General features: G+C 39.8%; 12 protein-coding genes and 1 pseudogene. 10 read left to right on the forward strand and 3 right to left on the reverse strand.

The window, feature by feature from the left end:
• Positions 1 to 26: 26 nt before the first annotated feature.
• Positions 27 to 653 (forward strand): annotated as a pseudogene (locus H5154_RS11000) (substrate-binding periplasmic protein); the annotation flags it as partial.
• A gap of 67 nt (positions 654 to 720) precedes the next feature.
• On the opposite strand, the gene H5154_RS11005 reads toward H5154_RS11000, so the two are convergent.
• Complete coding sequence (locus H5154_RS11005) at positions 721 to 2421, reverse strand: dipeptidyl-peptidase 3 family protein (RefSeq protein ID WP_182718310.1); 1701 nt, start codon at positions 2419 to 2421, stop codon at positions 721 to 723.
• 283 nt (positions 2422 to 2704) lie between these two features.
• On the opposite strand from H5154_RS11005, the gene H5154_RS11010 reads away from it, so the two are divergent.
• Complete coding sequence (locus tag H5154_RS11010; protein WP_149981203.1) at positions 2705 to 3544, forward strand: HDOD domain-containing protein; 840 nt, start codon at positions 2705 to 2707, stop codon at positions 3542 to 3544.
• 66 nt (positions 3545 to 3610) lie between these two features.
• On the opposite strand, the gene rdgC is transcribed toward H5154_RS11010, so the two are convergent.
• Together rdgC and H5154_RS11020 are read right to left on the reverse strand one after the other, a co-directional pair.
• On the reverse strand, positions 3611 to 4522 hold the full coding sequence (gene rdgC, locus H5154_RS11015) for a recombination-associated protein RdgC (RefSeq protein WP_145241151.1): 912 nt from the start codon (positions 4520 to 4522) through the stop codon (positions 3611 to 3613).
• Between the two features lie 122 nt (positions 4523 to 4644).
• Entirely contained in the window at positions 4645 to 6408 is a 1764-nt protein-coding gene (locus H5154_RS11020) for a HAMP domain-containing sensor histidine kinase (protein WP_182718311.1), read from the reverse strand.
• 281 nt (positions 6409 to 6689) lie between these two features.
• On the opposite strand from H5154_RS11020, the gene H5154_RS11025 reads away from it, so the two are divergent.
• From H5154_RS11025 to H5154_RS11060, 8 genes are all read left to right on the forward strand, one after another.
• Complete coding sequence (locus H5154_RS11025) at positions 6690 to 7055, forward strand: response regulator (RefSeq protein ID WP_179959161.1); 366 nt, start codon at positions 6690 to 6692, stop codon at positions 7053 to 7055.
• A gap of 230 nt (positions 7056 to 7285) precedes the next feature.
• Positions 7286 to 9703: a bifunctional aspartate kinase/homoserine dehydrogenase I gene (gene thrA / locus H5154_RS11030; RefSeq protein WP_182718312.1), complete on the forward strand. Its 2418-nt coding sequence runs from the start codon at positions 7286 to 7288 to the stop codon at positions 9701 to 9703.
• A gap of 9 nt (positions 9704 to 9712) precedes the next feature.
• Positions 9713 to 10639 carry a homoserine kinase gene (gene thrB, locus H5154_RS11035; protein ID WP_182718313.1) on the forward strand — a complete coding sequence of 309 codons (927 nt, stop codon included), beginning with the start codon at positions 9713 to 9715 and terminating at the stop codon, positions 10637 to 10639.
• A gap of 18 nt (positions 10640 to 10657) precedes the next feature.
• Positions 10658 to 11941, forward strand: coding sequence for a threonine synthase (gene thrC / locus H5154_RS11040; RefSeq protein ID WP_182718314.1), 1284 nt, complete (start codon positions 10658 to 10660; stop codon positions 11939 to 11941).
• 735 nt (positions 11942 to 12676) lie between these two features.
• Entirely contained in the window at positions 12677 to 13933 is a 1257-nt protein-coding gene (gene glyA, locus H5154_RS11045) for a serine hydroxymethyltransferase (RefSeq protein ID WP_145241140.1), read from the forward strand.
• Between the two features lie 102 nt (positions 13934 to 14035).
• Entirely contained in the window at positions 14036 to 14485 is a 450-nt protein-coding gene (gene nrdR / locus H5154_RS11050) for a transcriptional regulator NrdR (protein ID WP_016708083.1), read from the forward strand.
• A 1-nt stretch (position 14486) separates the two neighbouring features.
• Complete coding sequence (ribD, locus tag H5154_RS11055; RefSeq protein WP_182718315.1) at positions 14487 to 15629, forward strand: bifunctional diaminohydroxyphosphoribosylaminopyrimidine deaminase/5-amino-6-(5-phosphoribosylamino)uracil reductase RibD; 1143 nt, start codon at positions 14487 to 14489, stop codon at positions 15627 to 15629.
• A 12-nt stretch (positions 15630 to 15641) separates the two neighbouring features.
• Entirely contained in the window at positions 15642 to 16295 is a 654-nt protein-coding gene (locus tag H5154_RS11060; RefSeq protein WP_182718316.1) for a riboflavin synthase, read from the forward strand.
• The last annotated feature ends 26 nt before the right edge of the window (positions 16296 to 16321 follow it).

Raw genomic sequence — 16321 nt, forward strand, 5'->3', positions numbered from 1 at the left:
TCGGTACTTGAAAAAATGAACAAGGTCAAATAGAAAGCTTAGGCGCCGACATCGCAGGTGAAATTTGCCTGCGTTTAGGTTGCCAAATTAAAATTGATATTTTGCCATTTAAACGGGCGCTAAAAATGGTTGAGCTTGGTAAGGCTGATGCATTCATAGGTCCTTATAAGTCGGCTATTAGAGAGCAGTATATGGTTTATAGTGAGGCTGCTTTCTATCAAGACCCGCTGGTTTTTTATGTCAAAAATAGTAATGAATTTCAGTGGCATAATAATTTAGAGACATTAAAAGAGTTATCGATAGGGTTAACCCGAGGTTGGAACTATGGTGACGATTTTGAGCGATATAAAAGTCAGTTAGAAATTTCTGAAGTGGGTACTGTTGAAGCCAGTTTTTTGCAATTAATTCATGACCGTGTCGATATTATAGTGACTCATCCAAGAGCCGCACAGCCCGTTATTAAGCAGTTAAGTTTAGCCAATCAAGTGAAACAGTTACAGCCACCATTAATTGTTAATAAAGGCTATTTTGGTTTTTCAAAAAAACGTAATTTAAATGAGTTTATTATCTCATTCGATAAAGAATTAAATAATATGATTGCTAATGGTGAAGTAAAAAAAATGAGTGAAAAATATGGTTTAGCATTCCCGTAATAGCAATATTGAATTAAAAAAGGCGTTATAGGTGAGCCCCTAAAACGCCTTTTTAGTATTAATTATATTATTTTAAACCTAACTCTTTCTTACCTTGTTTAAAGGTGACATCTACAGGAATATTTGCTTGGCTTAGTTTTTCTAAATCTTTAGCAAGTTCCACTTTGATATCACCATGTGTCGCAATCAGTTGATCGACTTTCTCATAATCACCATCACCTTGTAAGGTTAAGATCAAACCAGATAGCTTGGCCATTGCTTGGCCCATTTTTTCCATATTTACGCTGTAAAGGCCTTGCTCATTTTTAGAGAATGCACCTTCTTCTGCGAAAAAGTTAAAGCGGATCATATTTGCTTTACCATGGGCACTTGATGCGCCAAAACGCACTGAGCGGAAAATACCGGCCATAAAAGTGATGTAATAATCTTCAAGTGTTCCCTCAGTGATCTCACCTTTTTTGAGTAACTGCTCAACCATGTACAAGCCTAAGATATCGGCTTTGCCTTCTTCTAAAGCACTGGCATGTTCTTGTAAAGACTGACGAACAGTGCCTTTACCTGTGATAGTATTTTTGATCCCTAAACCATGAGCGACTTCGTGGAACATGGTATTGGCAAAAAATGCATCGAAAGTAATGTGTTTACGTTGCTCAGGAACAATTAACTGCTCAGCGATTGGCACCAATATTTTATCAAACTTAGCGCGCATAGCATTTTTCAGTTGTAAACGGCGAGTGCCTTTTTCAAGTTGTACTTGTTCGTCATTTGGTAAGTTAATGGCAATGGTTTTACTGCCAGCATTAGAATGACCTGCGTAGTAAACAACATCATATGCATTTAAGTCCGCATCAGAGCCAGGCACTTCTTGTTTGTATTTGGCATCAACAGGGAGGCCTTTTTGTAGCTCTGGTAAAAATGCTGCAAATTTTGCAAGACGCTCTGACCATGCTAAATCTTTCACTAAGACATACGATTCGAAGGCTGCGCGAGAGCCGAACAATTGATCTTCATAGGTTTCGATTGGACCAATAACGATATCGATCGGGTTGTTCTTCATGTCCATCCAAGCAAAGTCTGATGCTTGATAATCATCGTTTTGTAGTGCATCTGCACGTAAGTTCAGGTAACTAGCAAACTCTTTATCATCGGCAAGCTTGCTCGCCTCACGTAATAAGTTAGCTGCTTTTTCAAGCGCTTTAGCATATTCAACCGAATAGGCAACGCTATACAGCTTGCCTTGTTCATCTCGCTTAATGACTGAATACAGACCATTTTTATCTGCTACGTCAGCCTTGTTTAGCTCTTCTTTAGAGATATCGGCTGGATAAAATTGAGCTCCGGCTGTTTTATCTTCATAGCCTGACAAAAAGACTTGATCGCCATTTAATCTATCCCATGGTCCATAGTTAATATCGGCAAATTTTTGTACTTTAGGATCATTGATTTTGGCTAAAAATGCCGCTTTATCTTCACCAAATGCTTGGCGCCAGAATAGATCATCCATAATTTTAGACGCATCAATAAGTTTTGCTATTAACGCTTTTTGGTTGTCGCTTAAATGTGATAAATCAGTGGTTAAACTAAAATCGGTATAGATATCAAGGCGACTAGTGTCAGCGTTAATAAGTTGTGGGCCGCTATCTTGTACTTGCTTTGTAGGGGCTGCAGCAGCATTTGACGCTTTAGGTGCGCTGGCTTGATCTGAACATGCACTAAGAAAAACGGCACCGGTAAGAATAAGTGCTTGGCTAATTTTATTGAGAGTCATTATATTGCCTGTTAAAAAGTAAGTTTAATTATAGATACCCTTGAGAGGGTATTTCGCTTCCTTGTTATGCCAGCATTAAAGCAAATCTTATGCGCAAATAGCAAGTTTCCTGTGTTGTGATGGTCTAAGCGAAGGGATATAAACTGTAGTAGAAAAATAAACTAACATAATTTCTATAATTTCCTTAACTTTAGCGGTAACTTAGACAATACTGTATCTATAAGAAATAAACATTCCATGGTTTGGATGTATTAAAAAATCAATACAAAAGGATGGCACATTTATGTCAACAGAAAACGCACTACTGACCATTTTGGTTGATCGTATTAATAATGACACGTTAGTTTTACCAACCTTGCCTGAGGTTGCGGTTCGTGTACGTCAAGCTGCCGATAATCCAGATGTAAATTTAGCGCAAATGGCTGATGTGATCTCTCATGATCCGGCATTAGCAGCACGGATGATAAAAGTCGCAAATAGTGCTTTTATGGGGCGCACAGTTAAAGTTTCTAATATAAATCAAGCGGTAACGAGAATTGGTCTGCGTCAGATCAAAAATATCGCAACAGCAATGGCGATGGAGCAACTATTTGTTTCAAATAATGAGCTGATCAAAGGTTATATGGATAAGGCGTGGCAGAAAACTTTAAAAGTAGCATGTCACTCAATTACTGTGATGGAGTTTTTCCTTAAGAAAAACAAGCAGACCTCATTGAATCGTGACACCATTACACTCGCATCATTGGTTTATAACATTGGTGTATTGCCTATTTTGACGGAAGCGGAACGTCACCCAGAAGTATTTGCCAATCCAAGCTTTTTAGCGCATGCGATTCAAAAGCTTAGCGGTAAAGTAGGGGGAGCCATCATGCGCGCTTGGGAGTTTACTGATGAATTTGTTGAAGTAGCAGAAAGCTGGGCCAATCCTAACTATCGTCCAGAACATATTAGCTATGTTGATTTCATTCGTATCGGTGCGATTATGGAAGGTATTTTACAAGTTTCAGATAAGTCAGCGGCATTACAAACTTACATTGATAAAGGTGTGATCCCATCACTGGATATTTTCTCAAGTGATGAATACAACGATATGCTTGATGATGTGAAATCAGTATTTAATTAAGCTAAGTCGTCAGTTAAAAAAAGCGCCAATAGGGCGCTTTTTTAGTATTTAAAACTTAGTCAAAATTTAGGCTAAATCTTCAACGTCACCTAAACCAGCCGTAAGTTCTTCTAGCATTAGCTTAATTTCTTCAGAAGCGAGAATAAAGTCAGCATCAAGTTTGACTAACATATCTTCTTTAGGGATGTCGGCGTTTTCTTCTTTTAATGTTTCAGAGTAGCTTAAGCGCTTAATAGAGCCATCATTTTGCAGCATGAACTTCAGGCGCTCTTGCCAATCTAGTGCAAGTTTAGTTACGCGTTTACCGCTTTCAAGGTGCGATTTAACTTCATCACAAGCTAAATCATGGCCTTTAAGCTTAACTTGAGCACCGCTATCGTCTGCTTCTTCAAGCTCTGCGTCAGAGCCTATAGCAAAGCCTTCAGGTGTACTGAAGTTAGTTAACCAGTCCGTTAAAAACACATCTAAATCATAGTTTGCAAATGCAGGAACTACCGGCAATGTACCCAATGATTTGCGCAGTAGTGCCAGTAACTCTTCTGCTTTATTAAAACTACCACTGTTAACGACTACCCAGCCATTTTCTTGGTCAATAAAGGCAAACTGTAAACTCGACTTTTTAAAGGCTTGCGGTAATAAGCTATGGAGGATATTTTCTTTGAGCTCGTCTTTTTCTTTTTTCTTAACAGGGCGATTTTCTTCGGCTTCGATAAGTTCTATTTTTTCAGCAACCATGTCGTTGATAACGGATGCAGGAAGTACTTTTTCTTCACGTTTAGCACAAACCAAAATACTCTTTTGTGAGAAATGAGAAAGGGTATCACCATGTTTACCAAAGGCTTTGGTCCAGCCAAATGTACTTAAATCTTGACTACCGCAAGGGCGAAATAAATCTTGCTCTAAGGCTTTCTCAAAGTCTTCTTGGGTGTACGACACGTCTTGCTTAAAGCGGTAACAAATAAGGTTACTAAACCACATAGGGAGATTGATCCATTCGGTAAATTTGCCCAATCATAACAATAAAAAGCTGATGCGCAAATGACTGATTGGCCAAACGTTTAGCAATTAAGCAAAGTGTTAGGCAAACAGTCTCGGCGCATTTAGTTATTAAATATAGACAAAGGTTTTGGCATGTCTTTAGGGAAACTAATATGATAATGCAAGCCGTTCCCCGGTGAGCTTGTCGCATCGATTTCGCCGCTCAAGGTTTGCTTAACCAAATTGAAAGTAATGTGTGTGCCCAGACCACTGCCGCCTTGATCGCGTTTAGTCGTAAAAAATGGGTCAAATAGTTTTTCAAGTTGCTGTTCGGTAACGCCATTACCATTATCTTTAAAGTCGATAATTACTTGGTCATCTTCATCTTTAATAGCAATGTCTATAATGCCATTGCTGACACCATCAAAGCCGTGGATCAATGAATTCATAATCAAGTTGGTAAATATTTGACTGATAGCACCAGCAGGTAGATTTAAGGTTAAGTCTACCGGGCAATCTAAATTTATATGATGGCTGGTATTTTTTATCTTAGGGTGTAACGAACGAATAATTTCACCAAGGTATTCTTTTAGGTTGATTGTGCGCACGGCTTCACTGGCTTGATCAACCGCAATTTGCTTAAAGCTGGCAACCAGCTCTGAAGCACGGTCTAGGTTAGTGGTTAATAGGCTAGTACTTTGTTTGGCATCATTGATAAACTCTTCAAGTGCTTTAGGCGAGAGTGTTTTATCTTTGTAAGCATTTTCAATTTGTATTAGGCGCTCTTGCAAAAAGGATGAGGCTGTAACTCCAATACCGACCGGGGTATTTATATCGTGGGTAATACCGGCGACTAAACCACCTAAAGCAGCCATTTTTTCTGAGCTGACTAAACGCTCTTGCGCCATATTGAGTTCATCAACATAGCGTTGCATTTCAGTTTGTTTGGTGAGCAGCTCTTGTTCAGTATGGCGACGCAAATCAACTTCTTCGGTGAGCGTTAGTTTTTGTTTTTCCAACTCGTATTTTTGTTGCTGTAAATCCATCATAGCTTGACTTAAATTTGATGTTTTACGTGCCACTTCTTGTTCAAGTTGTAGATTTTGCTGATCGAGCTTTTCGTTACTTATTATTAATGCTTTTTGAGTTTGTTCAAGCTCTTTGCGGTATTGCACAACTTTATCGATCAACTTATTGAATGATTGCTCCATTACTTTTAATTCGTTGTGCTCAGTTGTTTCAATTTCGATATGTTGACCTTCGAGGTCATCTAATTGAAGATCTTCAATTTGCTCTGTTAGTTGTGCTAGAGGTTCTGTGAGTAGTTTTCTAAATGCCATTAAGAATAAGATGATTAAAAATGTAGTTTTGATCATCGCATTGCCAATTAAAAAATAAATTGAGATCATAATGCGACTAAATACCACTTCTCGGCTCGAAAATAGCGTGACATCACCAACTTGGGTGGCGCGGCCAGAAAATTCAAAGATCAATGGAAAGGTATAACCGAATAAGCCAGATGGAGTATCTTCGATAATGGCTTCTTCTTGTACTAATTGTTGGCTGTATAGCTCGCGAATATCGAGTGAGCGACCTAATTGTGAGATTATTTCGCCGCTATCGTCACGCACAATAATACCTTCAATCATTGGAATTGCTAATAAGCCTTCTGCTGTGGTGATGGTTTGTTTAGTGTTTAGCTCCCAAATAGCACGGGTTAAACTACGACTAAATGTTTTTTGTAAGGTCGTCAGTTCGTCACGTATATAATCTTTCGTGTTTACATATTCTGCAATAACTTGCCCGCACGTGACTACAAAAGTTAATAAAAAGTAGACGGATAACACGCTGGTAAGTAGCTTTTTTGATAGGCTTTTTTGTAGCATCGGTGGCCTATAGCTCCTTTATTTTTTTCACAAAGCTTAATTAATACCCTAGCAACGAGTACACTCAGTACTAAAGTTAGCTAATAAATGTTTAAAAATAAATAAAATAATCTTATTTAACAGTACAAACATTGTTAATTTTCTTTTTTCAGCAAAAACTTAAGCTTATCGCTGTTAAATTTTTGTGTTATAAAATCACAACAGTATTATAACATTATTATTTACTGAGTGATTTGTTGTCTACTCAGTAATCTATTATACGTATTTTAGTTGTCTATATTATGAATTTTTCCGTACTGGTGTGTGATGATTCAACAGTAGCACGCAAACAAGTTATACGCTGTTTAAATGAGTGTATCGCAGCAGATATTATGCAAGCAAAAAATGGCCGTGAAGCGTTGGAGTTAATGCATATACATAACTTCGATTTACTGTGTCTTGACTTAACTATGCCCGAAGTCGATGGAGTACAAGTTCTTGAGAGTATTAAAGCACAAAAGATTGAATGCTTTGTGCTGGTTATCTCGGCAGATATTCAACTTGAAATGAAACAACGTGTCGCTAAGTTGGGAGCTATAGCCTTCGTTGATAAGCCGATAGATAAAACAAGATTAAATGAAATACTGCATAAATTCGGCATTCATTAGATTTCTTTATAATCAAAAAGCATAATTTATCTTTTTATTTGGGGTTGACAGAATAGGCCTGTTTAAGGCAGTCTAAGGGCTATGAAAACAAATAATCACGCATTGACCATTATTATTACAACCACCATTCTTACTGGATAGTGGCATAGGTCGGTGCAACAAATTTAAAGGCCTGTGTTCACAACGAACACAGGCCTTTTTTCGTTTTATGGGATGAGGAAACATAAAAAATGCGAGTATTAAAATTTGGTGGGTCGTCACTTGCTGACTTTGCCTGCCTACAACAGGTAGCACAGTTAGTTAAAGCACAATTAAAAGACGAAATGTTATTGGTGCTATCCGCTCCAGGTGGCATGACCGATTCATTGGTTGCACTGGCAAGCGCTGCTGAACAAGGACTTGATTATGATACACAGTGGCACGCATTAATTGAGCGTTGCCAAAGCTTAAAAGCAGCCGTAGAAGCTGAATATGGTAGTGTTCAAAACTGGCCTGATTTAAACGAACTGCAAAATAAGCTAGCGGGTGTCAAACTCATCCAATGTTGTCCAGATCAAGTGCGTGCTTATGTTATTAGTTTTGGTGAGCGCATCAGTGTATCACTGATGCAGTGTTTATTAAGCTCACATAACGCCCACTACCTCGAAGCAACCGATTGCATTGTATCAACTAATGGTCATATTGATGCGGAAGCTGATCTAGTGGCGAGTAAAATTCGTTTTCAAACGGCTTTAAAAGCTAATCCTGCGACTATTTATATTATGCCTGGCTTTACAGCTAGCAACGAACAAGGCCAGCTAACTACACTGGGACGTAATGGCTCAGATTATTCAGCCGCAATTGCAGCAGCGTGTTTAGAAGCGCAAGTATGTCAAATTTGGACTGACGTTGATGGTGTGTACAGTGCTGATCCGCGTTATATCAAAAAAGCCTCTAAAGTTGATTTTTTATCATATAAAGAAGCGATGGAGCTTTCTTACTTTGGTGCCAAAGTTCTCCATCCTAAAACAATTCTACCGTGCGCTAAAGCTGGCGTGCCGTGTGAAATTAAAAATACCCATAATCCGGATGCACAAGGATCACTGATCAGTAATGATAATGTGTCATCGGAGCCGGTAAAAGCGTTATCTAGTTTACAAAATCTTGCGATGCTAACGGTTTCAGGCCCCGGCATGAAAGGTAAAGTAGGCATGGCATCAAAAGTTTTTAATGCCCTTGCTCACGATAATGTTTCGATTGTACTGATCACTCAATCGTCATGTGAATTTAGTATCAGCTTCTGTGTCCATGAATCAGATTTGCCATTGGCTCTTGAGGCATTGCAAACTGCGTTTGAGCTTGAATCACAGGCGGGACTAATTGAACCTGTACAAGTGCAGCGTAATTTAGCAATCGTTACTTTAGTGGGTGATAATATGCGCGCTCATAAAGGCTTAGCTGCTAAATTTTTCGCATCACTCGCCCAAGCACAAGTTAACATTGTCGCTATTGCCCAGGATTCAACTGAAAGTGCAATTTCAGCAGTGATTGACGGCGAGCTGTGTAATGATGCTGTAAAAGTGTGTCACGAAAATTTCTTCACTCATATCCCATCAATTGATGTATTTTTATTAGGCTGTGGTTTAGTTGGCCAAGAACTTATTAAGCAGTTAGAGCGTCAGCAAGCATGGCTTGAAAAACGTAATATCAAACTAAACTTATATGGTGTTGCTAATTCACGTCAATTACATCTTGATAGCGAAGGAATTGCTTTTGACGATTGGCAGCAAAAGTTGGCAGCATCAGAACAACCGTTTGACCTCAAACTGGTTGAACAATTTGTTAGGCAAAATCATTTAATCAATCCAGTACTAGTTGATTGTACGTCTTCAGATGTTTTAGCGGCTCAGTATGTAGACTTTTTGAATGCCGGTTTCCACGTTGTGGCTGCAAATAAAAAAGCCAATACAAGTTCATATGCTTATTACCAAGATTTAATTACAGCAACGCAAAAAAATAATCGTAAGTTTTTATACGAAACAAATGTCGGTGCAGGTCTTCCTGTAATCGATAACTTACAGTCACTGTTTGGTGCTGGCGATGAGTTACTTGAATTTAGCGGAATTTTATCCGGTTCATTGTCATATATGTTTGGCGCATTGCAAGATGGTTTATCACTGTCTGAGGCAACCATTAAAGCCAAAGAAAGTGGTTTTACTGAGCCAGATCCACGTGATGATTTATCGGGCACTGATGTCGCGCGTAAGTTATTAATTATTGCCCGCGAAGCAGGTATGAAATTAGAGTTGAGCGATATCGAAGTTGAATCAGTGCTTCCTCCGGGTTTTGCCCAAGGTGATAACGTTGACGAATTTATGGCTAAATTGCCAAGTTTAGATGCTGCGTTTAATGACCGTATTCAAAGTGCCGCAAGTGAAGGCAAAGTGTTGCGTTATGTCGGTACTATCAAACAAGGCCACTGCAAAGTAGGTATTGAAGCGGTAGATGAAAAGCATGCTCTGGCTGTTATTCGTGATGGCGAAAATGCCTTAGCAATTTTGAGTGCATACTATCAACCACGTCCATTTGTTATTCGTGGTTATGGTGCCGGCTCAGCAGTGACTGCGGCCGGGGTATTTGCTGACATTTTAAAAACGTTATCGCGCTAGGAGAGTATAATGATCGAAGTATATGCTCCAGCCTCAATCGGTAATTTTGCAGTTGGTTTTGATGCCTTAGGTGCGGCGCTTGCTCCTATTGATGGCACGTTATTAGGTGATGTTGTTGCGGTAAGTCCTAGCGAGCTTGACGAATTTATATGCTCTGGCGATTACGCAGATAAACTACCAAGCGATGCCAGTGAAAATTTAGCGTATCAGTGTTTAGTGCATTTTCGTGAACATGTAGCGCCAACAATGCCAAGCGTTAAACTGGAATTAAAAAAGAACTTACCAATTGGCTCGGGTCTTGGTTCAAGTGCTTGCTCTGTAGTAGCCACATTTGCGGCGCTGGATCAGTTTGCAGGTACTGCACTGAGCCAAGTGCAGTTAATTGAATTAATGGCTGATTTTGAAGCGATTGTCAGTGGCGGTCGTCATTACGACAATATCACTCCGTGTTACTTGGGTGGTTTGCAGCTTACTGGTGATTTAATTCCAAATAAATCAATTGCTTTACCGGTTGATGAGCGTTGGTATTACGTAGCGGCTTTTCCTGGTTTTTCACTTAATACCGCCAAAGCGCGTTCAGTGTTACCAAAACAGCTAAGTATGCATGCGAGCGTTGAATTTGCGCAGCGCTTATCAGCGTTTAGTACTTTATTGTTAACTAGCCGATTTGATGAAGCACTCTCTATCATGAGTGATGAAATAGCGGAGCCGCATCGTGCGCCACTGATCAATGGTTTTAGTGAAGCTAAAGCGGCGCTGCCAGAGTTTGGTGCTGAGATTGTCAGTATCTCAGGTGCTGGTCCTACATTATTTACCGTGTGCAAAACGCTTGAAGCTGCACAGCAATGCGCACAGTGGCTTGAACAAAACTATATTAATGAGCAAGGCTTCTGCCACATTTGTAAACTCGATAACGCCGGCACGCGTCAGCTATAAGAATTTAAGGAACTAATAATGCAATTACATAATTTAAAAGATGATTCTCAAAAAGTGTCGTTTGTTGAAGCGGTTAAAACAGGTTTAGGACGTAATCAAGGAGTATTTTTCCCTGAATCGCTCGCGCCTTTAGCTGATGTTGATAGTTTACTCGATATGGACTTTGTTACTCGTAGCAGTAAGATTTTATCGCATTTGATTGGTGATGAATTACCTGCTGATACGGTTGCACAAATGGTGCAAAATGCCTTTAACTTTCCGGTTAAATTAGTTGAAGTTGAAGACAATATTTATTGTTTAGAGTTGTTCCATGGGCCAACGCTTGCATTCAAAGACTTTGGCGGTCGCTTTATGGCTGAGTGCTTGGCACAATTTAGCCAAGGTGAAAAAACCACAATACTCACAGCAACCTCAGGGGACACTGGGGCAGCTGTTGCGCATGCGTTCTATAACAAGCCAAATATTGATGTGGTTATCCTGTATCCAAAAGGTAAAATCTCATTAGCACAGCAAAAATTGTTTACTACTTTGGGTAATAATATCCATTGCTACGCTGTAGATGGTAGCTTTGATGATTGCCAAGCGATGGTTAAAAATGCCTTTTTAGATGATGAAGTTAAATCTCGCTTAGGTTTAAATTCAGCTAATTCTATCAATATAAGTCGCCTTGTTGCACAAGTATGTTATTACTTTGAAGCAATAGCGCAATTACCAAAAGAGCAGCGCGCCAAAGCACATATCTCAATACCTAGTGGTAACTTTGGTAATGTATGTGCGGCGATGATCGGTGCGGTGATTGGTTTACCGGTCGCTAAACTTAGCGCTACAACCAATCAAAATGACACTGTACCGCGCTTTATCCTTGATAAAAACTGGGCGCCTAATGCCACAATCGAGTCATTGTCTAATGCCATGGATGTGAGTAAACCTAATAATTGGCCACGTGTACAAACCATGCTTGATAACAAATGGTTTAGTTATGATGATTTTTATTCAACTAGTGTTGATGAAAATGATACCCAAGCAGTGATGAAAAAAATTCATCAAACAGGCTATGTTGCTGAACCACATACAGCGATTGCTTATCAGGGCCTAAAAGCTAACTTAGCAACTGATTCTGCTGGTATTTTTCTGGCAACAGCGCATCCGGCTAAGTTTAAAGAAAGTGTTGAAGAGATTTTAAATATTGAACTTGAAATGCCAAAACCACTAGCTGATGCATTAGCTAAACCATGCTTAGCCGAAGATATCGCAGATGATTACGATATCCTGCGTGAAATATTATTAGCTAAACTAGGTTAGTTTTTACCCGCTCAGTAAAACTAAAAATAAACGGCATATGTGAAAGCAATGTCGTTTTTTATTGCTTTAAATTGTACTTAATAGCAGTAATGGAAAATTAAACTATTGAACGTGAACGGCGGTTTAGAACTCGTAAACAAAAAATTAAAATGGCTATAAGGCAGATCATAATCCCTGCAAGTATAACTAATTCATTCGCTACCCAATGGATTAGGAGTAATCCGCACATAAATAAAATAAATGGTTTAAATTCATAATAATAAAAGTGTTTGTTAACTTTAATGCGATTTACTTTATGATCTTTACGCCGTGAATTTGAGCGTAATCGCCAAATGTTGGCACCATTGAAGAATAAAAAAATACCAATGGCTGTTGGTAAAACAGTGCTGAAAAGTAAAATGCAAAGTCCGCCAACAATGACATAACAATAAGGAATTGATTCGTAGATAGGTTTAGCTAGCATAGTAAATTAGTTCATCATCCATGATTACATTGGTATCATAATAGTGTAAACAATCGCGAATGCAACAGATTAAGGTATAAATAATGTAAATGTTATTTGCTTTTATTCATTAAAATTTCTGATGCTTTAATAAAAAAATATCATTACAAAAACACTGTGAATTAAATTCAATCCCTGTTTAAATATGTTCATCTTTACACCATAGGCAAATTGACGTTTTCAGCGTATAATTCAGCCTTCAAAATACCATACACGTTGCCCTAGGAGCCCCCATGTTAGAACGTAGCATGAATATTTCGGATTTCGATCCAGAGTTATTTGAAGCAATCACTAAAGAGACTGCTCGCCAAGAAGAACACATCGAGCTTATCGCATCTGAGAACTACTGTAGCCCACGCGTACTAGAAGCGCAGGGTTCACAGCTAACAAACAAATATGCTGAAGGTTATCCGGGCAAGCGTTACTACGGTGGTTGTGAGCATGTTGACGTGGTTGAACAACTAGCGATTGACCGTGCAAACGAATTGTTTGGCTCAGATTATGCTAACGTTCAGCCTCACGCAGGTTCACAAGCAAATGCTGCTGTGTTCTTAGCTTTATTAGATGCTGGCGATACAGTGTTAGGTATGAGCTTAGCTCATGGTGGTCACTTAACGCATGGTTCACATGTAAGCTTCTCTGGTAAGCTTTATAACGCAATCCAATACGGACTTGACGAAGCGACTGGCGAGATTGATTACGCACAAGTTGAAGCACTTGCACTTGAGCACAAACCAAAAATGATCATCGGTGGTTTCTCAGCATACTCAGGTATTGTTGATTGGGCTAAATTCCGTGAAATCGCTGACAAAGTAGGCGCTTACTTGTTTGTTGATATGGCTCACGTTGCAGGCCTTATTGCTGCTGGTGTTTACCCAAGCCCAGTACCACATGCACATGTTGTTACTACAACTACGCATAAGACATTAGCCGGCCCACGTGGTGGTTTGATTATTTCTGCTTGTGGCGACGAAGCTATTTATAAAAAGCTTAACAGTGCAGTATTCCCTGGTGGCCAAGGTGGTCCTTTATGTCACATTATCGCTGCCAAAGCAGTGGCATTTAAAGAAGCACTACAACCAGAGTTTAAAGTATACCAAACTCAAGTTGTGAAAAATGCTAAAGCTATGGTTGCAGTAATGCAAGAGCGCGGTTATAAGATCGTATCTGATAAAACAGAAAACCACTTGTTCTTACTTGATCTAATTGATAAAGACATCACTGGTAAAGACGCAGATGCGGCTTTAGGTAATGCTAATATCACCGTAAATAAAAACTCAGTACCAAATGACCCACGTTCACCGTTTGTAACGTCTGGTTTACGTATTGGTTCACCGGCAATCACACGCCGTGGTTTTAAAGAAGCTGAGTCTAAAGAGCTTGCTGGCTGGATCTGTGACGTACTAGACAACATCAACGATGAGTCAGTACAAGCACAAGTAAAAGAGAAAGTTAAAGCAATCTGTAAAAAATTACCTGTTTACGCTTAATTGAGTTACAAACAGTAATTTAGATCACAATAGCCTAGTTTTTTGCTATTATAAAGGCCGCCTAAAAGCGGCCTTTTTTGTTTTTAACGGAAGCTGATACCTATGCATTGTCCATTTTGCACCGCAAAAGATACCAAAGTGATTGACTCGCGTTTAGTGGGAGGTGGCCACCAAGTAAGGCGACGCCGTGAATGCAATGAATGTCATGAACGCTTTACTACCTTTGAAGGTGCAGAGCTTGTAATGCCTCGGGTGATCAAACAAGACGGTAGCCGTGAACCTTTCAATGAAGATAAACTCCTTAATGGTCTACATCGTGCATTAGAAAAACGCCCCGTCAGTACCGAGCAAGTTGATGAAGTGGTCAATATTATTAAATCGCAATTACGTGCCACCGGCGAGCGTGAGATTTCCAGTCACCTGATTGGCGAATGCATTATGGAAGCGTTGAAAAAACTTGATAAAGTCGCTTACGTCAGATTTGCATCGGTATACCGTTCATTCGAAGATATTCGTGAATTTGGTGAAGAAATTGCCCGTTTGGGAGAGTGATATGAACCAATATCAGTTTAGCGAACAAGATTTCTTTTATATGACCCGAGCGATTGAGCTTGCCAAACAAGGACGCTTTACTACCACCCCAAACCCAAATGTTGGCTGTGTATTAGTAAAAAATGACGTTATTGTTGGTGAAGGTTTTCATCAAGTTGCCGGCCAAGGCCATGCTGAAGTGAATGCATTAGCAATGGCGGGTAGCCAAGCCTTTGGCGCAACTGCTTATGTCACGCTTGAACCTTGTAGCCATTTTGGTCGCACACCGCCGTGTGCCGAAGGTTTAAAAGCTGCTGGCGTGGTAAAAGTAATTGCTGCTATGGTTGATCCAAACCCGCAGGTAGCCGGTAAAGGTTTAGCTATTTTAGCGGACGCGGGCATTGAGGTTGCGTCAGGTTTGTTAGAACAACAAGCAAGGCTGTTAAACCGTGGCTTTTTAAAGCGCATGGAGCAAGGTATGCCATTTATTACCTGCAAAATGGCCGCAAGCCTTGATGGTAAAACGGCACTTAAAAACGGTCAAAGTAAATGGATAACGGGCCCTAAGGCTCGCCAAGATGTGCAACTACAGCGCGCACAAAGCTGCGCTATTTTAACCGGTGCGGACACAGTATTAGTTGATAATGCAAAACTCAATGTTCGTGTTGAAGAGCTGCCAGAGCCGTTACCAACGCAATTACCTGTACGCCAACCTGTACGTATTATTATTGATTCACAAAATCGTTTAACACCTGAGCTAGCATTATTTAGCATTGCCAGTGAAGTAATTATTCTTACCACTGAACTTGATAAATCACAGCAATGGCCTCATTACGTAAGCCATATTGTAGTACCAGAAAAAAATAATAAAGTTGATTTAGTGGCTGCCATGAAACTTCTAGCGCAGCAACAGTTTAATCATATTTGGTTAGAGGCAGGGGCAACCTTAGCGGGCCAAATGACTGAATGTAATTTAATTGATGAATATATTGTTTATCTGGCGCCGAAGTTGTTAGGGAATGACGGCAAAAGCTTACTAAACTTTACAGAGCTGACAAGTATGCAGGACGTTGTTAATTTATCAATTAATGAGAGTGTGTGTATCGGTGACGATATTCGTATCACGGCGACACCACGCAAAGCCTCATCTAAACCAAATAACTAAAGAGTAACCACTATGTTTACTGGGATCATCGAAGCGACGGGCACTATTAGCGAGTTACAACAAAAGCAAGGCGATTTAGCTATCCGCATTAAAAGTAATAACCTTGATATGGCCGATGTAAATTTAGGCGATAGCATTGCAACTAATGGGGTTTGCTTAACGGTTGTGGCCAAGCACAGTGATGGATTTAGCGCTGACTTATCAAATGAGACGATCAGTTTAACGGGATTTGCTCACTATAAACAAGGGCAAACTGTAAACCTTGAGAAAGCCATGCAGCCAGTATCTCGTTTAGGTGGTCACTTAGTTTCAGGGCATGTTGATGGCATCGCGACTATTACCGCAATTACGCCTAATGCGCGTGCCGTTGAGTACTGGTTAAGCACCGATGTAGAACTAATGAAATATATTCCTTATAAAGGCTCGGTATGCATTGATGGTATTAGCCTAACAGTAAATGCAGTAGCAGATAATAAATTTAAACTGACAATTGTGCCGCACACTAGTGAGCAAACAACTATTGCTGATTTTAAAGTAGGCACGCAAGTGAACTTAGAAGTAGATCAAATCGCGCGTTATTTAGAGCGTTTGATCAAAGGGGCAGAGCAGCCAGCTAGTTCAGATATTTCGATGAGTTTACTCGCCCAAGCCGGTTTTATTAAATAAACGCACTCCACAACTTACACGAGCAG

It is taken from the genome of Pseudoalteromonas sp. SR44-5, assembly GCF_014163675.1.
Lineage (GTDB): Bacteria > Pseudomonadota > Gammaproteobacteria > Enterobacterales > Alteromonadaceae > Pseudoalteromonas > Pseudoalteromonas rhizosphaerae.

Coding starts and splice junctions, on each gene's coding strand:
- H5154_RS11025 (WP_179959161.1), top strand. CDS start 6,690: ATGAATTTTTCCGTACTGGTGTGTGATGATTCAACAGTAGCACGCAAA.
- glyA (WP_145241140.1), top strand. CDS start 12,677: ATGTTAGAACGTAGCATGAATATTTCGGATTTCGATCCAGAGTTATTT.
- H5154_RS11005 (WP_182718310.1), bottom strand. CDS start 2,421: ATGACTCTCAATAAAATTAGCCAAGCACTTATTCTTACCGGTGCCGTT.
- H5154_RS11060 (WP_182718316.1), top strand. CDS start 15,642: ATGTTTACTGGGATCATCGAAGCGACGGGCACTATTAGCGAGTTACAA.
- rdgC (WP_145241151.1), bottom strand. CDS start 4,522: ATGTGGTTTAGTAACCTTATTTGTTACCGCTTTAAGCAAGACGTGTCG.
- thrB (WP_182718313.1), top strand. CDS start 9,713: ATGATCGAAGTATATGCTCCAGCCTCAATCGGTAATTTTGCAGTTGGT.
- thrC (WP_182718314.1), top strand. CDS start 10,658: ATGCAATTACATAATTTAAAAGATGATTCTCAAAAAGTGTCGTTTGTT.
- thrA (WP_182718312.1), top strand. CDS start 7,286: ATGCGAGTATTAAAATTTGGTGGGTCGTCACTTGCTGACTTTGCCTGC.
- nrdR (WP_016708083.1), top strand. CDS start 14,036: ATGCATTGTCCATTTTGCACCGCAAAAGATACCAAAGTGATTGACTCG.
- ribD (WP_182718315.1), top strand. CDS start 14,487: ATGAACCAATATCAGTTTAGCGAACAAGATTTCTTTTATATGACCCGA.
- H5154_RS11020 (WP_182718311.1), bottom strand. CDS start 6,408: ATGCTACAAAAAAGCCTATCAAAAAAGCTACTTACCAGCGTGTTATCC.
- H5154_RS11010 (WP_149981203.1), top strand. CDS start 2,705: ATGTCAACAGAAAACGCACTACTGACCATTTTGGTTGATCGTATTAAT.